This is a genomic window from Aquimarina agarilytica ZC1, assembly GCF_000255455.1.
GTDB lineage: Bacteria > Bacteroidota > Bacteroidia > Flavobacteriales > Flavobacteriaceae > Aquimarina > Aquimarina agarilytica.
Map to the genome: position 1 here is coordinate 20,256 of NZ_JH621274.1, position 20,712 is coordinate 40,967.

17 protein-coding genes are annotated in these 20,712 nt (G+C 32.2%); 6 read left to right on the top strand and 11 right to left on the bottom strand.

Annotated elements, in window-relative coordinates; genetic code table 11:
* Positions 1 to 39: 39 nt before the first annotated feature.
* From KQA_RS0213755 to KQA_RS0213765, 3 genes are all read right to left on the bottom strand, one after another.
* A complete protein-coding gene (locus KQA_RS0213755) occupies positions 40 to 2,244 on the bottom strand; it encodes a patatin-like phospholipase family protein (RefSeq protein WP_010182004.1) in 2,205 nt (734 codons plus the stop codon).
* A gap of 61 nt (positions 2,245 to 2,305) precedes the next feature.
* The gene (gene uvrC / locus KQA_RS0213760; protein WP_010182005.1) at positions 2,306 to 4,096 is read right to left on the bottom strand and encodes an excinuclease ABC subunit UvrC; all 1,791 of its coding nucleotides are present in this window, start codon (positions 4,094 to 4,096) and stop codon (positions 2,306 to 2,308) included.
* Between the two features lie 148 nt (positions 4,097 to 4,244).
* Complete coding sequence (locus tag KQA_RS0213765) at positions 4,245 to 6,506, bottom strand: T9SS type A sorting domain-containing protein (protein ID WP_010182006.1); 2,262 nt, start codon at positions 6,504 to 6,506, stop codon at positions 4,245 to 4,247.
* 584 nt (positions 6,507 to 7,090) lie between these two features.
* On the opposite strand from KQA_RS0213765, the gene KQA_RS0213770 reads away from it, so the two are divergent.
* From KQA_RS0213770 to KQA_RS0213790, 5 genes are all read left to right on the top strand, one after another.
* Positions 7,091 to 7,519 (top strand): ATP-dependent zinc protease family protein, encoded by a 429-nt coding sequence (locus KQA_RS0213770; RefSeq protein ID WP_010182007.1) that lies wholly within the window; start codon positions 7,091 to 7,093, stop codon positions 7,517 to 7,519.
* Between the two features lie 3 nt (positions 7,520 to 7,522).
* A complete protein-coding gene (gene rimK / locus KQA_RS0213775) occupies positions 7,523 to 8,395 on the top strand; it encodes a 30S ribosomal protein S6--L-glutamate ligase (protein WP_010182008.1) in 873 nt (290 codons plus the stop codon).
* Between the two features lie 3 nt (positions 8,396 to 8,398).
* The gene (locus KQA_RS0213780; RefSeq protein WP_010182009.1) at positions 8,399 to 9,373 is read left to right on the top strand and encodes a succinylglutamate desuccinylase/aspartoacylase family protein; all 975 of its coding nucleotides are present in this window, start codon (positions 8,399 to 8,401) and stop codon (positions 9,371 to 9,373) included.
* Positions 9,366 to 9,929 (top strand): 5-formyltetrahydrofolate cyclo-ligase, encoded by a 564-nt coding sequence (locus KQA_RS0213785; protein WP_010182010.1) that lies wholly within the window; start codon positions 9,366 to 9,368, stop codon positions 9,927 to 9,929. Before KQA_RS0213780 ends, KQA_RS0213785 begins: the two co-directional genes overlap by 8 nt.
* Positions 9,930 to 9,997: 68 nt before the next feature.
* Complete coding sequence (locus tag KQA_RS0213790) at positions 9,998 to 10,405, top strand: response regulator (protein WP_010182012.1); 408 nt, start codon at positions 9,998 to 10,000, stop codon at positions 10,403 to 10,405.
* Positions 10,406 to 10,431: 26 nt separating this feature from the next.
* On the opposite strand, the gene KQA_RS0213795 is transcribed toward KQA_RS0213790, so the two are convergent.
* From KQA_RS0213795 to ileS, 4 genes are all read right to left on the bottom strand, one after another.
* Complete coding sequence (locus KQA_RS0213795; RefSeq protein ID WP_029209602.1) at positions 10,432 to 11,340, bottom strand: IS1595 family transposase; 909 nt, start codon at positions 11,338 to 11,340, stop codon at positions 10,432 to 10,434.
* Positions 11,341 to 11,383: 43 nt separating this feature from the next.
* Positions 11,384 to 12,004 (bottom strand): lipoprotein signal peptidase, encoded by a 621-nt coding sequence (locus KQA_RS0213800; RefSeq protein ID WP_010182014.1) that lies wholly within the window; start codon positions 12,002 to 12,004, stop codon positions 11,384 to 11,386.
* An 80-nt stretch (positions 12,005 to 12,084) separates the two neighbouring features.
* Entirely contained in the window at positions 12,085 to 12,471 is a 387-nt protein-coding gene (locus tag KQA_RS0213805) for a TraR/DksA family transcriptional regulator (RefSeq protein WP_010182015.1), read from the bottom strand.
* A gap of 5 nt (positions 12,472 to 12,476) precedes the next feature.
* Positions 12,477 to 15,878, bottom strand: a complete 3,402-nt coding sequence (gene ileS, locus KQA_RS0213810; protein ID WP_010182016.1) for an isoleucine--tRNA ligase — start codon at positions 15,876 to 15,878, stop codon at positions 12,477 to 12,479.
* A gap of 207 nt (positions 15,879 to 16,085) precedes the next feature.
* Between ileS and KQA_RS0213815 the strand changes: the two genes are divergently transcribed.
* On the top strand, positions 16,086 to 16,865 hold the full coding sequence (locus tag KQA_RS0213815) for a nitrilase-related carbon-nitrogen hydrolase (protein ID WP_010182017.1): 780 nt from the start codon (positions 16,086 to 16,088) through the stop codon (positions 16,863 to 16,865).
* Positions 16,866 to 17,411: 546 nt separating this feature from the next.
* Here the strand turns inward: KQA_RS0213815 and KQA_RS0213820 are convergent.
* The 4 genes from KQA_RS0213820 to KQA_RS0213835 all read right to left on the bottom strand — a co-directional run bounded on the left by KQA_RS0213820 (position 17,412) and on the right by KQA_RS0213835 (position 20,643).
* Positions 17,412 to 17,636: a hypothetical protein gene (locus KQA_RS0213820; protein ID WP_010182018.1), complete on the bottom strand. Its 225-nt coding sequence runs from the start codon at positions 17,634 to 17,636 to the stop codon at positions 17,412 to 17,414.
* On the bottom strand, positions 17,636 to 18,223 hold the full coding sequence (locus KQA_RS0213825; RefSeq protein ID WP_010182019.1) for a hypothetical protein: 588 nt from the start codon (positions 18,221 to 18,223) through the stop codon (positions 17,636 to 17,638). Before KQA_RS0213825 ends, KQA_RS0213820 begins: the two co-directional genes overlap by 1 nt.
* Before the next feature lie 103 nt (positions 18,224 to 18,326).
* A complete protein-coding gene (locus tag KQA_RS0213830) occupies positions 18,327 to 18,692 on the bottom strand; it encodes a hypothetical protein (RefSeq protein WP_010182020.1) in 366 nt (121 codons plus the stop codon).
* 343 nt (positions 18,693 to 19,035) lie between these two features.
* On the bottom strand, positions 19,036 to 20,643 hold the full coding sequence (locus KQA_RS0213835; protein ID WP_010182021.1) for an Ig-like domain-containing protein: 1,608 nt from the start codon (positions 20,641 to 20,643) through the stop codon (positions 19,036 to 19,038).
* Between the last annotated feature and the right edge of the window lie 69 nt (positions 20,644 to 20,712).

Genomic DNA, 20,712 nt, shown 5'->3' on the forward strand with positions numbered 1-20,712 from the left:
AAAAATTCACCTAAAAAACCTTGTTAATGCTCCATTGAACTAAAACCAATAACCTACACTAAAAAACACTTCAGATACTGTTTTAGGATCATCCGAAAAAGAATACTTTACTTGTATTGGCCCTATTGGAGAATTGTACCCATAACCTAATGCATAACCCGAAAAACCTTTTAATTCATAAATGTCCCTGAGATTAAAAATTTCGTCACCTACATTTGCGAAATTAGCCGCCACATTTAAATGATGTTTTTTCCAAAAATTATAATCTAATTGTACTAAACCTTTAACGTAACTTTCCCCTGAAAGTTGTAAAAAATCATATCCATAAAAGGAAACTTGATTGTTAATCGTTTTTGATCCAAATCCTCCTAAAAAGAAGTCCAATGAATTTACTCCCGTTGTATTCCCTAAACGTACTCCTCCTTCAACTTGTAATAAACCAGTTAAATTAGTTTTAATGGGTGCTGCGGAGCTTAATGATAATTTTGTCACTGCGAATTCCTCAAATTCTTCCGAAGGAATAGAAGAAAAAGGGTAACCAGAAAATGATCCTTCAAAAAGCACTCCTGTAGTAGGAAAATATTTATCGTCTAAACTATCATATTTAACAGCCGCATAGGCACTGTAATAATTAATATTTGAAAAAACAGTACCTGGTACTTGGTTTCTATTTACGCCAATAGTTTCGGTAGAATTTTTTAAAAACTTATGTTCTATTCCAATTCTGAATCCAAATTTTTGTCCCAATATAGTTTCTAAATACAATTGAGATGTGATATCAAGCGTTTCAAAATCCAAAAAATTAATAGGCAGATCTGGTAAGCCTAATCGGTTTCTTACAAACGCAAAATCCAAGGCTCTTTCATATTGATAGAGCCTATGATTTATTCCAACACTCCAGTAATATCCCTTATCAATGTAATAATTAAAATTATACCTAGGCTGATCCCCTAAAATACCATCTAAGGACAATACATCACTTTTAAAAAATAAATTTTTACGTGTGTAATTTACTAAGGCTGCCGATTTGTATAAATTATCATAATGCAATCCAAAACGCACAAAACTTTTAATTGGACTTTCTTCAACCTTGATTTGAATTTCACTGTCTATTAAACTTTTCTGTCTAATTTTATACCGAATGCGTTCAAAATTACCAGTACTATATAGGTTATCTAACCCTTTATTTAAATCCTCCAAACTAACAAAAGAAGGTGTTTTTAACCTTAACTTTCCTTTTATGTAAGCTCTTGTAAATCGTTTATGGCCTTCAATATCTAAAAAAACAGCTAGTATATCCTTATTCCTCTTTATTGTTTCTTTTTTAAACAAAGATGATTGTTTGGCCGCTATTTCCTTCAAAATAGTAATTTGTTCTTCTGCGCTACGCGCTCCTTCATCAATAATTTCATCACCACGATCAAAACTAATTACGGAATAATCTTTTATATCTGGTTTTATGTAAACATCCGTAAGTGGTTGTTTACGTTTCATATCCTTAATTGTCCTAAAATTGCTTATTTGCAACATTATATTTGTTACCGAATTCAATTGTTTTTTATTCATTAATGTATCTTGAACATCAACTCCAATAACTAGTTCTACACCACGTTTTTTAATTTCTTCAATAGGATAATTATTTGTTACTCCTCCATCGGTAACTAAACGTCCTTTATATTTAACTGGGCTATACACTGTAGGCAAAGCCCCACTAGCAGTAACAGCATCTGGCAAATAACCCTTATCAAAAATAAGTCCTTCACCAGTTTCAATATCTGTGCCTGTACAAAAAAAAGGAATTGGGAGTTTACCAAAATCACTAATATGCCTTACATGAGTAGTTAATTTTGAATAGAAATTATAAAAATTTTGTCCATTAGAAATTCCTTTAGGAAGACTTACTTTTTTATCAACTATAGGCAAGGTTAATGCATATTTTTCGGCATCTTCTTTTTCATAAAATGTTTTACTATCTCTAGGTAATATATCCTGAATTAGGTTATTAAAATCCACGGTATGAAAAAGAGAATCTAATTGCTTTGCCGAATAACCCGATGCATATAAGCCCCCAACTATGGCACCCATGCTTGAGCCCGAAATATAGTCCAAGCGGACTCCTGCTTTTTCAATTACTTTTAACACTCCAATATGTGCCAAACCTTTTGCGCCACCTCCACTTAACACAAGACCTACTTTTACATCGGTAGAATCCGTTTGTTGCTGTTGTGCTTCTACATTAAGCAAACAGAAAAGAGTTGTTATTAAAATTAAAAAACACTTCAAAATACTTCGGTAAAATTGGTTTTTAATCTTTGTAAAAATCGATAATCTTTTGCGCTTTTGATATACCTACGACCTCAGCTAACTCTGCTTTATTGGCCGTTTTAATCCGAGCTACGGACCTAAAATGCGTTAATAAACTTATGGCTGTTTTTTCGCCAATACCAGGGATAGCGTCTAACTCTGTTTCCAGAGCTGCTTTACTACGTTTTTGCCTATGAAAAGTAATACCAAAACGATGAGCTTCATTACGCATGTGTTGGATTATTTTTAAACTCTCCGATTTTTTATCCAAATATAAGGGATACGAATCACCTGGGTAGTAAATTTCCTCCAAACGTTTTGCTATTCCAACAATAGTTACCTTTCCACGTATACCTAATTGATCCAAGGCTTTTAATCCCGATGACAATTGTCCTTTACCTCCATCAACGATAATTAATTGAGGCAACGACTGTTCTTCATCTAACAAACGTTTATATCTTCGGTATACAACCTCTTCCATTGACGCAAAATCATCTGGGCCTTCAACTGTTTTTATATTAAATTTTCGGTAATCTTTTTTACTTGGTTTTGCATTTTTGAACACCACACATGCTGCTACTGGGTTAGTCCCTTGTATGTTTGAATTATCAAAACATTCCATATGTACTGGCAAAGCAGGTAATCGTAAATCCTTTTGTATTTGAGCCAACATGCGCTTAGTATGTCTTTCGGGATCAACAATTTTAATTTGTTTGAAACGCTCTTGCCTACTATACTTGGCATTTCGTAACGAAAGATCGATTAACTTTTTTTTATCACCTAATTGAGGTATGGTTATTTTTAGCCCTTCTGGAACTGCTACGGGAAAAGGCAGTAAAACTTCTCGCGAAAGCGATTTAAATCGTGTTCTAAATTCAACGACTGCTAGCTCTAAAATTTCGGCATCTGTTTCTTCTAACTTCTTTTTTATTTCGGTTGTATGTGAACGTACCACTGAGCCGTAATGCACTTGCATAAAATTCACATAAGCATAACTCTCATCACTTTCAATACTAAATATATCAACATTACTAATTTTAGCACTTACTACTGTTGATTTTGATTGGTAGTTTTGGAGCGCTTCAATTTTTAACTTGTATTGTTGTGCTTGTTCAAATTCCATAGTCTCGGCATGTAATAACATTTGTTTATTAAAAGACTGTATAGCATCCTTAAAGTTGCCTTTTAATATGTTTCTTACTGCTGAAATATATGTTTTATACTCATCCTCAGACTGATAATCTTCGCATGGCCCTTTACAATTTTTTAAATGATACTCTAAACAAACCTTATATTTTCCCGATTGTATATTTGATGGAGATAAATCATAATTACAAGTGCGTAAAGGATATAATTCTTTTATTAAATTTAATAATGTGTATAACACATTTTTGTTTGTGTAAGGTCCAAAATATTCTGAGCCATCTTTGATTAGCCTACGGGTACTAAACACTCTGGAGAATCGCTCGTTTTTTATGCAAATCCATGGATAGGATTTATCATCCTTAAGTAAAATATTATAGCGAGGTTGATGCTTTTTTATTAGTGTATTTTCTAACAATAAGGCATCTGACTCGGTATTAACCACAATGTGCTTTATCGTTACTATTTTTCGAACTAAAATCCGAAGACGCGCACTGTCATGATTTTTAGAAAAATAGGAAGCTACTCTTTTTTTTAAATTTTTTGCCTTACCTATGTACAGTATTTTCCCTTCTTTATCAAAATACTGATAAACACCTGGCGTGCTAGGCAGCACTTTTACTTGTAAATCTATGGCTGAAATGTCCATAACTCAAAGATAAAATTATCTACTGATTTCCTGTTTTTTTTGAGTATTTATTCAATTAAAAAGCATCTTTGTTTTTTATACATAAACAAAGACGCTCGTTTATTATACAATTTTAAATTGTTCCTAAATTCAAAAATATGTGCTTGTTTTATTTAAGCTGTATTTTTCCAGTTACCGTTTTTTGAGGAAATGCTACTTGATATATATACATTCCTTTACTTAACTTATACGTATCCGATGATATTTGTAATTCTTTAGTTTCGTTTGTTTCTAAAGTATCCTCGTATACTTGCGCAACTAAAGCCCCTTTATTATCGAAAAGGTTAACAGCTACTTTCCCTACAATTTGAGACGTAATTTTTAATGTTATTTCTTTTTTGGTCCCTGGATTTGTGTAAGCAATAACTTGTGCTTTATTTTCGGCACTAGCAATTTTATTTAATACTCGATCCTCTAGCTTTTTCAATTTTTGTATGATATCATCTTCCTTGTTTAAACTTTTATAAGATCGCTCTGGTAAATATCCCAGTGCTGTTGATAAATTAAAATCAACCAAATTTTCACCAACTGAAAATCCATCATCATATTTACCGGCATCAAAAGAAAGGTTTACTGCTTTTGAATTATCAAATTTTTCATCAAATTGTAGTCCCACTAATTTATGATTTTCCAAGCCTGAATTCATGATATCAAAATTTACACCATCACTATGTTGTGCAGTATGTTCCATACCAAAAAAATGTGCTGCTTCATGTGATACAACTACCGACACACCTTTGGCTATTAAATCTTCCTTTTTACTTCCTTTGACTAGGTCAACAAAATTAAAGCTATAGGTACTGTTATATTTGCTACTAAAAGATTCTAGAAGAACTATGGCATGATTATCATATTCATAATTTCCGATATCTACAGAACTCGCAATACCACTAAAAGTTGAGTCATCATTAATATTAAAGTCATTAAGACTTCCTCCTAAATATACACGATTGTACTCTATTCCTAGATCTTCCATAGTATCTGGTAATACTTCTCCTAAAAAAGGATCTCCTAAATCCGAAATAAACGTAATATCATAATTAGGGTTTAAGTTTTTTTGCTTTAATTCCTCAAAATCAAGTTCCACTTGTTCAGTAATTTTTTTAGCCAATCGTTGTGTATTTTCATCTGTTTTTTCAATACCCCAATTTTCTAAATACTCTTTAAATGCTGGGATTACTACTTCGATTTCACCTTCGACTCCTTTTAAGTTATTATATTTTAAGGGCTTAAAATCGGCCCTTTGTGTATTTACATTTGATCGTATTTTTTCTCCAGTAAAATCAAGATAAACAATATGCCTTTTTCCTTTATTCAATTCATACCCTGGTCTCCCTATAAAAGTCTCTATTTCGTAATCTTCTTCTATCCCATAGGTTCCCGCTCTAAAAGTATAGGTTCCTGTTTCTGGAATTGTGTACGTCCCTGTTAAGTTAAATGCCCCCGGCGAATTACCTAAAGGTCCTCCATCTTCGCCAATAACAAAAGAATTACTCGCTCCGACTAATTGATAAGCTGTATAAATTTTTTCTAATGCAGGATTATATAAACTAAAATCAACTACAGATCTACTGGTAGATTTAAATACTAATACGTCTTCTTTTTTTAAATTCAACTTGTAATAGTCATCATTATATTCACGTCCAATATCAATTGTAAATCCATAGTTCACTTCCTTTTCAGGATCTACAGGCTCCTTAATTTCGTCAAAAAAATTGTCATTATAAATCCTCATATAGTATGAATCTGTTTTTTCGGCATAATAACGCAGCGAAAAATCATCTGTAATTCGAACCAAGTTTATGGTATTTAAATCTTTGTCTAAAAGCTCAACTACCAATTCTAATTTTTGATTAGCATCGGCAATAGCCTTATTAAATTCAAAACTCAGTAAATCATTTGCTTTTAAATTTACTTTATAAACATCTATATCATACGATTTCATAGGACCATTCCCTAAAAATGATGTGCCTTCAATAACAGTAATGGGTCCATTAAAATTTAAAAGCTCGGCGTGTAATAGATCATCGTTACCTCTAATTTCATCTTCGGTAAAATGCTTTTTCAATAATTGTTTTTTGTCAAAATTTGCATTTTTCCCATTAATAACTCCTAAATTTACTAATGAATTATCCTTACGAAAATCACTAATATCTTCAGCTTTATCAATATTATCATTATTATTTTCATCCTTTTCTTCGTGCAGATTTACTCTAAACAGCCCTCCTATATTTTCGGTGGGTAAATCCAACATTTTTGAAGCTCCACAAAAAGCGTGTTTATTTGGTGTTTGCGCATTGGATACGGAAGAAGCACATAAAATAAAAGATAATTTTAATAATCCGGAATTGATTGTTTGAAGTTTTCCCATAGTGGTCTTTTTCTATTTAAAACGAACTACTATTCAAAAACCCTACCCTATTATTTATAATAAATATCTATACAAAATGAGATTTCAATCACTTTACACTAAGCTTAATTCAAATACCGTAACGTAAAATCTATTTTATATCGAAATCTAGACAAAATCAAAGTCGCTATGATTTAAAGCTAAGAATTTGTATTTAACGCCAATTTTATTCGATGCTAACTAAAAAAAACCTCCCTTTCTATTTAAAATAAAAAGGGAGGACTACCAAAGAGTTTCAACGGTATATATTAAAACTCTAAAAACTAAACACACTATATTTTACTTATCAGTTCTTTCAACTTTATTAATCCTTTTAAGGCACTTAAACCTTTTAAAAATCCTAAGCCGTTTACTCAAGCTAATCAAAATACACTATTAAAACGCCTGAGAAGCAAATTACCCTACCACTAAATTCAATTATTTTTAAAAAATTTTTTTTTTGCCCCTTTTTTATATTTTTAAATACATTTATAACACACAAAAACCACCTAAAACAAACTAGTCTAATTTATGCTCCAAACATTAACTATCAACTTCTTAAAAATTTGGAAAAGAAAAAAATAATCATCGGAAGATCGGACATTGCTGATTTTACAGAATTATGTCTTTACGAGCTTGCTATTAAAATTGATAGTGGTGCCTATACATCAAGTATTCATTGCAAAAATGTAGTAGAAATTAACAATGTGTTACATTGTCAATTTTTAGATGAAACACATGAACAATTTATCGAAAAAAAAATTACATTTAACACTTATAAAACCACTGTTGTAAAAAGCAGTAATGGCATTTCTTCGAAAAGGTATTCCATTAAAACAAGCATTACTATATTTAACAAAACATACCCAATTACACTAACTTTAAATGATCGAGACAAGATGCGTTTTCCTGTTTTAATTGGCCGTAAATTTTTAAGCGGAAAATTTATTATAGACCCCAAGCAACTTAACCTGTCATATGTCCAAAAAAAATAACTTATGAATATCGTTATCTTATCTCGTAACGCCAATTTATATAGTACCGATGCTCTTGCGCAAGCTGCTATAAAAAGAAATCATAATGTTCGTATTATAGATCCTATAAACTGTGATATTGTTATTGAAAAAAAGAATCCAGCTATTTATTATAAAGGTAAAAAGCTAGAATCGGTAGATGCTGTTATTCCTAGAATTGGTGCATCAATAACTTACTATGGAACTGCTGTTGTACGCCAATTTGAAATGATGGGTGTGATGACTACCGTGGGCTCACAAGCATTAGTACTTTCGCGCGATAAACTGCAAAGTTTACAAATTTTGACCAAAGCAAAATTAGGGCTACCAAAAACAATTTTTACCAACTATTCTAAAAATGTTGACGAGGTTATTAACCACGTGGGTGGCGCCCCTTTAATTATTAAATTACTTGAAGGTACACAAGGTTTAGGTGTAGTTTTAGCCGAAACCAAAAACGCTGCAAAATCGGTAATTGAAGCTTTTAATGGCTTACAAGCTCGTGTTATAGTTCAAGAATTTGTTAAAGAAGCTAAAGGAGCTGACATTAGGGCATTTGTTGTTGATGGACATGTTGTGGGCGCCATGAAAAGACAAGGTAAAGAAGGAGAGTTTCGATCTAATTTGCACCAAGGTGGAAAAGCTAGTATTATTGAATTAACCGACGAAGAGGAAATCGCAGCAATTAAGGCTACCAAAGCACTAGGCTTAGCTGTTGCAGGTGTTGATATGCTTCAAAGTGAACGTGGCCCTTTAATATTAGAAGTAAATTCTTCACCCGGACTCGAAGGCATTGAAAAAGCCACAAAAAAAAATGTTGCTAAAACTATAATTAGATACATTGAAAAAAATATTTAATGTATGAATACAGATATTTTACAAATTTTAGGTCAGGAAATTAAACTAGGTCAACGTAAAACAATTAACCTAAATATCGCCAAACTTTACACCTCGACAAAAGTTGAAATTCCTATAGTTGTAGAGCGATCAAAAATTCCTGGTCCAGTAGTTTTAATAACAGCAGGTATTCATGGTGACGAAATTAATGGTGTTGAAATTGTACGTCAATTGATTCAAAAAAAAATTAATAGACCCGCAAAAGGCACTATTATATGTATTCCAGTACTTAATGTTTTTGGTTTTTTGTCTATGAGCAGGAATTTCCCCGATGGACGTGATTTAAATCGTGTTTTTCCTGGTTCAAAAAACGGATCCCTTGCCAGTCAATTTGCTTATCAATTTAGTACCGAAATTTTACCTCATGCGGATATTTGTATCGATTTTCATACTGGGGGAGCTAGTCGATATAATGCGCCTCAAATTAGAATATCAAAAAACAATGAAATTAGCTTAGAACTGGCCCATGTTTTTAATGCCCCTTTCCTGCTTTATTCAAAAAATATTGATAAATCTTATAGAGCAACCTGCTCAAAAAAAGGGAAAACAATCTTATTATTCGAAGGAGGGAAGTCCCTTTCAAATGATAAAGCTATTGCTAAAGAAGGTATAGAGGGAACCATGCGCGTTTTAAAACATTTGGGTATGTTACAATCAACATTTGAAATTGAAACACCTAAAACTGGCTCTGTTATTATTGAAAATAGTCACTGGATACGCGCCAAATACAGTGGATTAATTCACCTTAAAGTAGCCTGTGGTACTTTTGTTAAAAAAGGAGATGAACTTGCTGTAATTACTGACCCCTATGGCACAAAAAGACATGTAGTAAAAGCAACTAATAAAGGTTACATTATTAACACTAATGAAGCTCCTATTGTATATCAAGGTGATGCTATTTTTCATATAAGTAGTGATAAAAAAATATCAAATGACTAAAAAGGAACTCAGAAAAAAATACAAGCAACTTAGAGCGCAGTTTACTCCTATTGAAATTGAAGAAAAAAGTATAGCCATTGCTAATCAATTATTACAATTAAATATCTGGGAACACCAATACTATCATATTTTTTTACCTATTAGCACTCAAAACGAAATTGACACTGAATTTATACTACACATTCTACAAGGAAAGGATAAACACATAGTGATTTCTAAAAGTAATTTTTCTGACGGAAGTCTCTCTCACTTTTTACTTACCGACCAAACTATATTATCAGTAAATAAATGGGGTATTCCAGAACCTAATGATGGAATCCCTATACCGGATAATAAAATTGATGTAGTTTTCGTACCCCTTTTGGCATTTGACACACAAGGAAACCGAGTTGGTTACGGAAAAGGCTTTTATGATCGGTTTTTAGCTTCTTCTAAACCTAAACTCTGTGTAGGCTTATCTTTTTTTGAAGCCGAAACTAAAATAAATGACGTCGATATACGAGATGTTCCGTTAGATTATTGCACTTTGCCCGACAAAACCTACAATTTCATCTAATAAAACACAAAAATATAGCAAAAGTAAATTCGTAACTTTATTTTTGAAATAACACAAAGTTAGTCAATATGCCCCCAACATTGAAACTCACCTGCATTATCGATGACGATACTGTATATATTAAGTTGGTAAAAAAATTACTTCAGCTAAAAAAACTCTGCGAAAAAATTATTGTTTTTAAAAATGGTAAAGAAGCTATAGATTATTTTAGTCAAGAAAATTTAGAAATTCAGCAATTACCTGAGCTTATTTTATTAGATCTAAATATGCCTGTTATGAATGGCTGGGAATTTTTAGAACAATACAATCAACTAAAATCAAACCTAGGATTAAAACCTAGTCTATATGTAGTAAGTTCATCCATTGATCCTATGGACTCGGAAAAGGCCAAAAATATTGATAGCGTTCAGGATTACATTTCCAAACCGATATCGCTTAAAACCTTCGAGACTATTTGTAATGTTATTGCTTCTTAATTTTCTTATTGAATATCCGTTTTTACTCATAATCCTGTAATATTAGCAATTACTAGCCTATCAAAGAGTTTGTCTTCAAAGTATCTTCGATTTAGTTTATATACAAACTCATTGAGGTACAACTGCAGATATTTTCCTTTAATTTTGTGATAATTTCCTGGCAAATTTCTTTTAGCATTACTTATGGTTATATGTACCGATTTTAATGTCTCTATTGTGGTTTGTTTGTCTGATTTTTCTGTGTAATGTAGCTCTACAAAATCTGCTATATCAATATATGAAGTACTTTTGTCAGTGAATACTATACTGGTGTCTTTTATGGATTCTTGTATAGTTTGATTTATGCCTTCTGCCTTATGATTTTCTAAAACTTTAGCTTTAAAAAAACCACACTGCCTTTGTGCTTTTCCAGTATTTATATCTTCTAAAACGGTGGATTCAGCCATAATTGCCACGTTTGATTTTCCTGCAGCTCCACGACCTCTAACTCCTTTGTTTTTCTCTATTTCTGAAGCCTCTACAGTAAAATAACCTTCATCCATTTCTATCATTCCCTCTAAAGTGTAACGAGCATCTCTATTACCCATAGCTTTACGAAGTTTATGTACCATCGCCCATACTGGCTCGTAGCGTTTCAAGCCTAATTGATTCTGAATTTCTTTACTTGAAAAGCCTTTTTTTGTAGTAGTTAATAAAAACATCGTCTTGTACCAAACTAGAAAAGATAGATTAGAACTTTGCATAATTGTTCCGCTTCTCAGCGAAGTTCTGCTTCGGCATTTTTTACACTCATAACTCCATTTACTCTTTATCCAATAATGACTAGTATGAGCACACCTTTTGCAATTAACGCCTATTTTATCTCGCTCTGCCTTAAAGTGATTACGGCAAGTTTCTTCACTGTCAAAATGGGCTATAAAACTGAAAATATTCATCCTTGATTTTTTATCTAAAATAAACCTTTTTTATCAATTATGGCTAATTACGGATATTCAAATTTTCTTCCTTAGGAAATACTTTTTTATTAAATAAAATTAATAGAATAACGGCAATACAAATTGCAGAATCGGCTACATTAAAAACAGGCTCAAAAAAGGTAAAGTAGGTACCTCCCCAAATGGGAATCCACTCAGGCAAAACACCTTCGTATAATGGAAAGTAAAGCATATCAACTACTTTTCCATAAAAAACGGAAGCGTATCCACCTTCGACAGGCATAAATGTAGCTACTTGTCCATTGCTATGACTAAAAAAGATTCCTTGAAAAATGGAATCTAAAATATTCCCTGTAGCACCAGCGAATATTAATGAAATAGATACAATAAGTAAATTAGGTTGCTTTTTACGTATACTATCCCATAACCAATACCCAATACCAGAGATAGCTACTAACCTAAATAAACTTAAAAATAGCTTACCGTATAAACCAGGAATTTTAACTCCCCATGCCATACCTTCATTTTCAACAAAATGTATTTTAAACCAACTAAATACTTCATATGAATCACCTAAAGCAAAGTGTGTTTTTACATATATTTTTGAAACCTGATCAATTATAAGGACTAATAAAATTAGTAACGAAGCCTTTTTTAAATTCATTTTTTTACTTAAAATTTCCAACTCTTAAAAAGAAACGCTTCCAAAATGGGAAGCGTTGCATTTTAAAATCACTTATTCTTTTATTTCTTTTGCATTTTTTTTGCCTCAATACTCAATGTAGCGTGAGGAACTAATTTTAAACGCTCTGGATTAATTAATTTACCTGTAACACGACAAATACCATAGGTTTTATTTTCAATACGATTTAACGCATTCTTTAAATCCCTTAAAAATTTCTCTTGACGTATTGCTAATTGAGAGTTGGCTTCTTTCGACATCGTTTCACTCCCTTCTTCAAAGGCTTTAAACGTAGGTGATGTATCATCAGTACCATTATTTCCGTCATTTTTATAAGCACTTTTCAATAATTCTAAATCACGTTGAGCATGAGCTATTTTATCTAAAATGATCGCCTTAAATTCAGCTAAATGCTCATCAGAATATCTTTCTTTTATCTCTTGTCCCATAATTATTATATTTTTTTAATAAAAATTTCTGCTTTTACGTCATCAAATTCAATAGCTACTCCGTCATTTAACCTTTCTTTAAATAGTATTTCCTTTGCTAAAGTTTCCGTTTTTATATAATCTTCATTTTGTTTAACTGCTTCTTCTATTGTTTTATTAGCCGTAAAGCTGATCGCTATATTATCAATTACTTCAAAATTTTGATCTTTACGTAAATTTTGAATACGATTTACTAACTCTCTTGCTATTCCTTCTTTTCTTAATTCGGTACTTATAGTTACATCTAAAGCAACGGTTAACCCATTTGCATTGGCTACTAACCAACCTTCAATATCTTGTGAAGTAATTTCTACATCACTCAATTGCAATGTAATACTTTTCGCATTAATTTCTAAAAGGATTTCACCTTTTTGCTCAAGTGTTGCAATTTCTGGCTGATCAAATTTTTGTATTTCACCAGCAATCAACTTCATATCCTTTCCAAAACGAGGCCCAAGAGCTTTAAAATTAGGCTTAATTTTCTTCACTAAAATACCCGATGCATCATCTAATAGCTCTATTTCTTTTACATTAACCTCACTTTTTATCAAATCGGCAACCGCTTCAATTTCATTACGCTCTGTTTCATTCAATACAGGAATCATAATGCGCTGTAATGGTTGGCGTACTTTTATTTTTTCCTTTTGACGTAATGATAACACCAATGATGACACAATTTGTGCCTTTCCCATTTTTTGCTCCAAAGCACTATTAATAACACTTTTATCGGCTACTGGAAATTCTGATAAATGCACACTTTCAAAACTTTCCTGACCTGTACATGCTATTAAATCCTTGTATAACCTATCCATAAAAAATGGGGCTACTGGTGCTCCTAACTTTGCTACGGTTAATAAACAAGTATACAAGGTTTGGTAAGCCGAAATTTTATCCTGAGCATATTCCCCTTTCCAAAACCTTCGGCGACATAAACGCACGTACCAATTACTTAAATTTTCCTGTACAAAATCCGAAATAGCTCTTGTAGCTCTTGTAGGTTCGTACTCATTATAGAACGTATCGACTTTAGTAATTAATGTATTTAATTCACTTAAAATCCATTGATCAATTTCTGGTCTTTCATGAATCGGAATTTCCGCTTCGCTATAATTAAATTGATCAATATTTGCGTATAACGCAAAGAAAGAGTATGTATTATATAAAGTTCCAAAAAACTTACGTCTCACCTCCGCAATTCCTTCCAGATCAAATTTTAAATTATCCCATGGATTGGCATTACTAATCATATACCAACGCGTCGCATCGGGGCCATAAGCTTTTAGTGTTTCAAAAGGATCTACTCCATTACCTAAACGCTTGGACATTTTTTGTCCATTTTTGTCCAGTACTAATCCATTTGATACTACATTTTTATAGGCAACATCATCAAAAATCATAGTTGATATCGCATGCAGTGTATAAAACCATCCACGAGTTTGATCCACTCCTTCGGCAATAAAATCAGCCTTGCGAGCTCCTGCCTCAACCTTTTCTTTATTTTCAAAAGGATAATGCCACTGTGCTACTGGCATAGCTCCAGAATCGAACCAAACATCAATTAGATCACTCTCGCGTTTCATTGGTTTTCCTTGCGGAGAAACTAATGTTATGGTATCTACTATATTTTTATGCAAGTCAATTTTGTCATAATTTTCATCGGACATATCTCCCGAAACAAAATCTTCAAACACTGCTTTTTCCATTACTCCTGCTGCAACTGCTTTTTGCATTTCAGCTTTAAGCTCGGAAACAGATTCAATAATTAATGCTTCATCACCATCTTCGGTACGCCAAATTGGCAACGGAATACCCCAATAACGTGATCTGGATAAATTCCAATCGTTTGCATTGGCTAACCAATTTCCAAAACGGCCTTCGCCGGTTGCTTTAGGTTTCCAATTGATCTCCATATTTAGCTCATGCATACGGTCTTTTACGTCCGTTACTTTTATAAACCAACTATCCAATGGGTAATATAAAATAGGCTTATCTGTACGCCAACAGTTTGGATAACTGTGCACATATTTTTCAACCTTAAAAGCTTTATTTTCTTCCTTAAGTTTTATAGCAATTTCAACATCTACCGAACGTTCTGGTTCTTCGCCATCCGCATAGTAATCATTTTTAACGTATTTACCAGCAAATTCCCCCATATGCTCCGTAAACTTTCCTTGTAGGTTTACTAAAGGCACTAAGTTATCATTGGCATCTTTTACCAACATTGGTGGCACCTCTGGGGTAGCTTGTTTGGCTACTAAAGCATCATCGGCTCCAAAAGTGGGTGCTGTATGTACAATCCCAGTACCATCTTCGGTCGTCACAAAATCCCCTAAAATTACTCTAAATGCATTTTCAGGATTATCATTCGGTTGTGTGTAATCCAACAACTGTTCGTAACGAATATCTAATAAATCCTTACCAATAAAAGATTTTATAATTCTATATGGTATTTTTTTATCTCCTTGTGTATACGCTTGTAACTCCTCGGCTGTTTCTACGGCAGTGAACTTACCCGCAAATTGTTTACCTACTAAGTTTTTGGCCAAAATTACTTTAGTGGATTCAAAGGTATATTGATTGTAAGTTTCCACTAAAACATAGTCAATTTTTGGTCCCACAGTTAAGGCTGTGTTACTTGGCAATGTCCAAGGAGTTGTAGTCCAAGCTAAAAAATGAATAGCTCCAAAACCTAGTAAAAATTCTGGCAACGAATTATCCAAAGCCTTAAATTGTGCCACTACGGTAGTATCTGTAACGTCTTGGTAGGTTCCTGGCTGATTTAACTCATGTGAACTTAATCCTGTTCCCGCTTTTGGCGAATAAGGTTGTATCGTATAGCCTTTGTAAATCAAACCTTTTTTATACAACTGCGCCAATAACCACCAAACCGATTCCATATATTTTGGCTTATAGGTAATATACGGATCTTCCATATCCACCCAATACCCAATTTTTTCGGTTAAGTCGTTCCAAATATCTGTGTAACGCATTACGGTAGTACGACATGCTTTATTATATTCCTCTACCGTGATTTTTTTTCCAATATCTTCTTTAGTAATTCCAAGTTCTTTTTCAACACCTAACTCCACAGGTAAACCATGCGTATCCCAACCTGCTTTTCGTTTTACTTGAAATCCTTTTTGTGTTTTATACCTACAAAAAATATCTTTTATAGCACGCGCCATTACGTGATGAATACCTGGCAATCCGTTTGCCGAAGGTGGTCCTTCAAAAAACACGTAAGGAGTTTGTCCTTCGCGCTCAGTGATACTCTTTTCAAAAATACCTTCAGCCTTCCAAAAATCTAATGTTTCTTCAGCTAATTTAGGTAAGTCAAGTCCTTTATATTCAGTGAACTTTGTGCTCATGGTAATGGCTTTTTTAGCAACTGCTTCCAATGAAACCAAGGGAATTTAGTTGCACTATTTTTTATGATTATGAGGCAAGCCCCGTACGTTAAAAACTATTCCTAGTTTCCAAGTTGCGAAAATAGGGATTTTTTTAAAAATTTGAAGCCCATGAAACTATGTGAAACTTTAGAATTTATGTAACTTTTAATTCAAAATGGCTCCATTATGACTAAAGCAAACTCCAAACTACATTGCGTCCTTGTACAATCTCCTATTTTATGGCAACAACCTGAGTCCAATTTGCTAAAATTTGAGCAAGAAATTGAAACTATTACAAACACCGATTTAATTATCCTTCCCGAATTATTTAACACGGGTTTTTGCTTTGATACTCATTTAGCCGAAACCATGGATGGAACTACAGTACAATGGATGCAAAAAATGGCCAAAAAAAGCCAAAGTGCTTTAATGGGAAGCATCATGATTTTAGATAATGATGCGGTTTATAATCGTATGCTTTTAGTGGCTCCTTCTGGAGAAATTCAACATTATGACAAGCTACACTTATTTGCCTATGGTAATGAAGATAAATACTTTAAAAAAGGCGACAAAACTGTTATTTTTGAATTGAATACATGGCGTATAAAACCAATTATATGTTATGATCTTCGTTTTCCGGTCTCGGCCAGAAATACCGAAGATTATGATGCACTCATTTGTGTGGCTAATTGGCCCCATACTCGTATAGAAGCTTGGGACACCTTATTAAAAGCGCGTGCTATTGAAAATCAAAGTTACACTATTGGTGTGAATAGAGTAGGAACAGACGCTACTAACTTAACCTATATTGGTCATTCAAATGGATATGATCCTTTAGGAAAACCACTTTTGGAAACTTCTCGTAATGAAACTATGCTACACCTTATTCTTGAGAAAGAAACTATTCTAAGCATTCGAAAAAAATTCCCTTTTTTGAATGATCGAGATGAGTTTATCCTTAAATGAACCATTATGGACTGAAAATACCATAGTTTCGGTTATGACTGAAAGTCACCATCTTTTTAAACATCCATTTTTGCTCTTAGCTATTTGCAATAAAAATTTGATAAATATATAAAAAGCCAAGAGCTCTTTGTCCTATTTTTAGAAACTAAAAGCGAGATGCACTAAAGTGTATAGTTTTAACTATTTTTGAGACCAATAAAAACCAATTAGCAAGCAGTTGTACATTTTAATTTATACCTAGAGCAGTTATTTTTTATACATTACTCTATATTTAAATCCTTTAAAATAGGTTCTTTGAATCATCAACTGATCATATAGTTGAGAAAACAATTTTTTATTCTTTCCTTAAATTTTCAAAAAACATATGGCTACTTTTTATAATCGCATAGATTCTTTCTCATAGGAGCATCTATTTTTTCTTGGATTTTTCAAATCATACACTTCGTGCTATCGATAATTTACTAGCTTCTGTAAAACTAGACTTGCTTATAGCGTATAAAAAAACCTAAAGCTTAATTACTTCAAGGGTAGAGAATTCTTAATTATTTAGTCTTGAATGACTTTTATTATTTCAGTTTTGTAAAAAAAATGACTGTCTAGTGTTAAAACTACTAGATCTAAATCACTTTCGTCAATGTCTATATCAATTGGGATATCATCATCTGTTTTGATGACTAATACCTCTTTCTTTTCTAAATAATATTCATCAAAAATCGGCTCAATAATTACCTTTATAGTCTTTTCTTCTTTATTTGCATACTTATATTCCATTAAAAAAGTCTTAAAATTTCTTCTAACAACTGTAACCTAGCTGGAGCCATTTGTCCACCTAAATTATTTGCTGCTGCTTTTACATAAAAATCCCTCCAAAATTTAGCCATATTTCTCGTAAATCCAGCTTGAGTTAATTCACTCAATATAAGTTGAGGATTATTTCTAACAAATACAGCTCTACTTAAGGCAGCGGCAGCATCTCTTTTAACCCCCCACTTTAATAAATCTTCCCCCATTCTCGTAGAGTTAGCAAACTGGGTAGGGATCATACTTTTATTCCCTAAACGAGTCCATCTTAAAGAAGCATCTAACCATTTGTTAGAACTAAAAATAGCCGCTGGCACTCTTAAATCGATTTTAAAAGCTGCTAAAAATAAAATATCTGTAACATTTTGTACAGAAAAGGTAGACATAATAAATTGAGACTGCACATTTCTGACTAATTCCTGCCTTATCTCACTAATAGCAACCAAATTATCAAAAGTTGTAGCTGTAAAATCTTGTTCTAAAGATCTAATAAAATTGGCAAATACTGGTTGGCTATTTTGTAAATGAGTTTCTAAATAAGCTTGTTGCCTAATCATTAAGTTAAGTGCTTGTTCTATTTCTGGAGTGTGAGAAAAAGAATTAATAAGTTGTTGTAAGTGATTAGGAAGCTGATCAAAAGATCTGACATTATAGCTCGGACTAATAAAATCGATACTTAATTTTTAAACTATCTGTTTTTTTAAATATATTAGGATTTAACTCAATTATTGCTTCTCTTTGATACCAATCTGTATGTATTTTTTTTTCAATTACTCCTTTCAATTCAAATTCTTCAAATCTAGAATTACGATTTTCTCTAAGTTTTAATGTACCCCCTTCTTCGGATAAAAAACCAGAAATAAACATTTCTAATCTTATAATATTCAGTGTATATTCTTTTGGCGAGTGTATGGAAATTTGTTTAGAATTACTAAAGTCTTTTAAATTAACTACTCCATGGTACTTATTTTCCTTATCACAGGAAAATATTAATAAACAAAAAGCTATTATTCTGAAAATATTCATACTAAAATCGTGTCGTTTTTTGTAAGAAAGGGTTATTCGAAACTTCTCGTGCAATTTCTAAAGATCTATCATTTCTTCTAATCCTCCCAATCTTAAAAAATTAAAATTTATTGATTTTTTTAAGATTGTTTTTCTGAGAGATTCTATTATTACATTTCATTAAAAAACATCTAAAACAGGAATCCATTTCAAGAAAGATACTTTAGGTTTTACCTATCACACAAAAACATCACAAATAACTAATAATCATTGCTTAAAAAATGTATAAATTAACAATACTAGCATTTCAAACATAAAACTACCGCTAAATAATGTTTAATACCATTCATTTTAACCTTTGAATTCATTCCCCTAAATTTATTGCTTGTTTTACATCCCAATTGGCGCGCACATTTATAGGCTCTGGGTGAAAAATCACTTTTTCAGGCTGTAATTTTTTAAGATAATTACCAGTATCCCATTGTTGATTTTTATTCGTATCAAAAATCACTTTTACACTATATTCCCCAGGCACTATTGATTCAATTAATGCTGATGTTTTTCCTTCTTCTAAAATCACCTCATAATCTACTTTACCCTCACTTTTTAATAACTGAACAATAATGGGCCATTCCTTTAACTGCTCAAAATTTAAAATCATTTTACCATATTCAGACTCATTACCTGTACTGATATTAAATGCTAAACTGTCATTTTTATTTCCTAAAAAATCAGTAATTGCTTCTGGTAATACCCTTAACGAATATCGAGCATCTTCTTTTTTGTTAAAACTTATAGCCAATTCATTTTTAAGCTTATCTAATTTGTGTTTAAAGGCAACCTCCAAGGTATCTTGATCTATTAATTTAAACTTAGAAATTTTGATACTATCTATTGGTGTTTTTGCTGTTAAAGTAAGTTGCTGACTTAAACGTAGTTTTGAAGGCGACGACATGGATACCGTTAACGAATCCTTGAATTGATCTTTATAACGAGAAACAATAGTATCGGTGTATTTTTTTGTTTTGGCTATGAATACAATAGAATCTTGTTCAAAAAACGGTCTTGTCCAAATATTCAAGGTATCCTTATCTGGATCTTTATAAAATCGTGTTTTTACAGTTCTATTTCCTAAAACACTAATTTCTGGAGCTTCTATTAGCCCTCGGTAACCTAATATGAACTGATTTTTTGATACTTGTTTTGCTCTGTCAAATTTAAATTCAGGAACTTCTCTAAATAATTTAAGATTTGCAATGCTATCTTTTGGTATAGAAACTATAGTGTCATAAAAACCTATTTTGTCCTGTCTGGGTTCAAAGGTGTAGTTTGAATTGTTATCCTTTAATGCAATTAAATGGTATTTCCCTTCTTTTAAATTTTTGAACTCAAACTCTGTACTATCTAACGTACTTGATATGTAACGTGGAGGATCTTTAAATACAATCGAATCCGTAAAACTTTCATCTGCTTTGTATAAATATACCGAAACATATTCATCTAATTTTTGCTTAAAGGCATCCTTAACACTTCCTTTAAAGGATAATGAATCTAATACAGGTCCCGTTGAAAATACATATTGAAAAAATGGAAAAGGGTTTTTTTCATTATTATCCACCACACTTGATCCAAAGTTTACTGTATAAGTTGTATTAGGAATCAACGTATCCTTAAATTGAATTTTGATATACTTTCCTGGAACTCCCAATGGAGTAATAATGGGTTTCACTTTCATTGGTGGTGAAATCACTATTTGTTTTTGAGGATCTTGTAAGGTAATTAACTCATCAAAATAAATACGTACTTCCTTGCTTTTAAAGCTTGTTGAATAATTGGGAGGCGTGGAACGTATAAATTTTGGCGGTTCTTCATCCTTAGGTCCTCCGGTAATAGAACCCCTTTTTGCACAGCTAACTACTGTAAATAAGACGACTATATAACTTATAAAAAAAGTAAGCTTACTTTCTTTCATTTTCTTTTTTATACAAATAAACAAAAACCTAACGAGTTCTGATATGAACTACTGTAGACTTTTATAACA

Excerpts from the sequence above, each read along its gene's own strand:
- uvrC (WP_010182005.1), bottom strand. The coding sequence starts at position 4,096 with ATGGACATTTCAGCCATAGATTTACAAGTAAAAGTGCTGCCTAGCACG.
- KQA_RS0213765 (WP_010182006.1), bottom strand. The coding sequence starts at position 6,506 with ATGGGAAAACTTCAAACAATCAATTCCGGATTATTAAAATTATCTTTT.
- rimK (WP_010182008.1), top strand. The coding sequence starts at position 7,523 with ATGAATATCGTTATCTTATCTCGTAACGCCAATTTATATAGTACCGAT.
- KQA_RS0213780 (WP_010182009.1), top strand. The coding sequence starts at position 8,399 with ATGAATACAGATATTTTACAAATTTTAGGTCAGGAAATTAAACTAGGT.
- KQA_RS0213785 (WP_010182010.1), top strand. The coding sequence starts at position 9,366 with ATGACTAAAAAGGAACTCAGAAAAAAATACAAGCAACTTAGAGCGCAG.
- KQA_RS0213790 (WP_010182012.1), top strand. The coding sequence starts at position 9,998 with ATGCCCCCAACATTGAAACTCACCTGCATTATCGATGACGATACTGTA.
- KQA_RS0213795 (WP_029209602.1), bottom strand. The coding sequence starts at position 11,340 with ATGAATATTTTCAGTTTTATAGCCCATTTTGACAGTGAAGAAACTTGC.
- KQA_RS0213800 (WP_010182014.1), bottom strand. The coding sequence starts at position 12,004 with ATGAATTTAAAAAAGGCTTCGTTACTAATTTTATTAGTCCTTATAATT.
- KQA_RS0213805 (WP_010182015.1), bottom strand. The coding sequence starts at position 12,471 with ATGGGACAAGAGATAAAAGAAAGATATTCTGATGAGCATTTAGCTGAA.
- ileS (WP_010182016.1), bottom strand. The coding sequence starts at position 15,878 with ATGAGCACAAAGTTCACTGAATATAAAGGACTTGACTTACCTAAATTA.
- KQA_RS0213815 (WP_010182017.1), top strand. The coding sequence starts at position 16,086 with ATGACTAAAGCAAACTCCAAACTACATTGCGTCCTTGTACAATCTCCT.
- KQA_RS0213820 (WP_010182018.1), bottom strand. The coding sequence starts at position 17,636 with ATGGAATATAAGTATGCAAATAAAGAAGAAAAGACTATAAAGGTAATT.
- KQA_RS0213825 (WP_010182019.1), bottom strand. The coding sequence starts at position 18,223 with ATGATTAGGCAACAAGCTTATTTAGAAACTCATTTACAAAATAGCCAA.
- KQA_RS0213830 (WP_010182020.1), bottom strand. The coding sequence starts at position 18,692 with ATGAATATTTTCAGAATAATAGCTTTTTGTTTATTAATATTTTCCTGT.
- KQA_RS0213835 (WP_010182021.1), bottom strand. The coding sequence starts at position 20,643 with ATGAAAGAAAGTAAGCTTACTTTTTTTATAAGTTATATAGTCGTCTTA.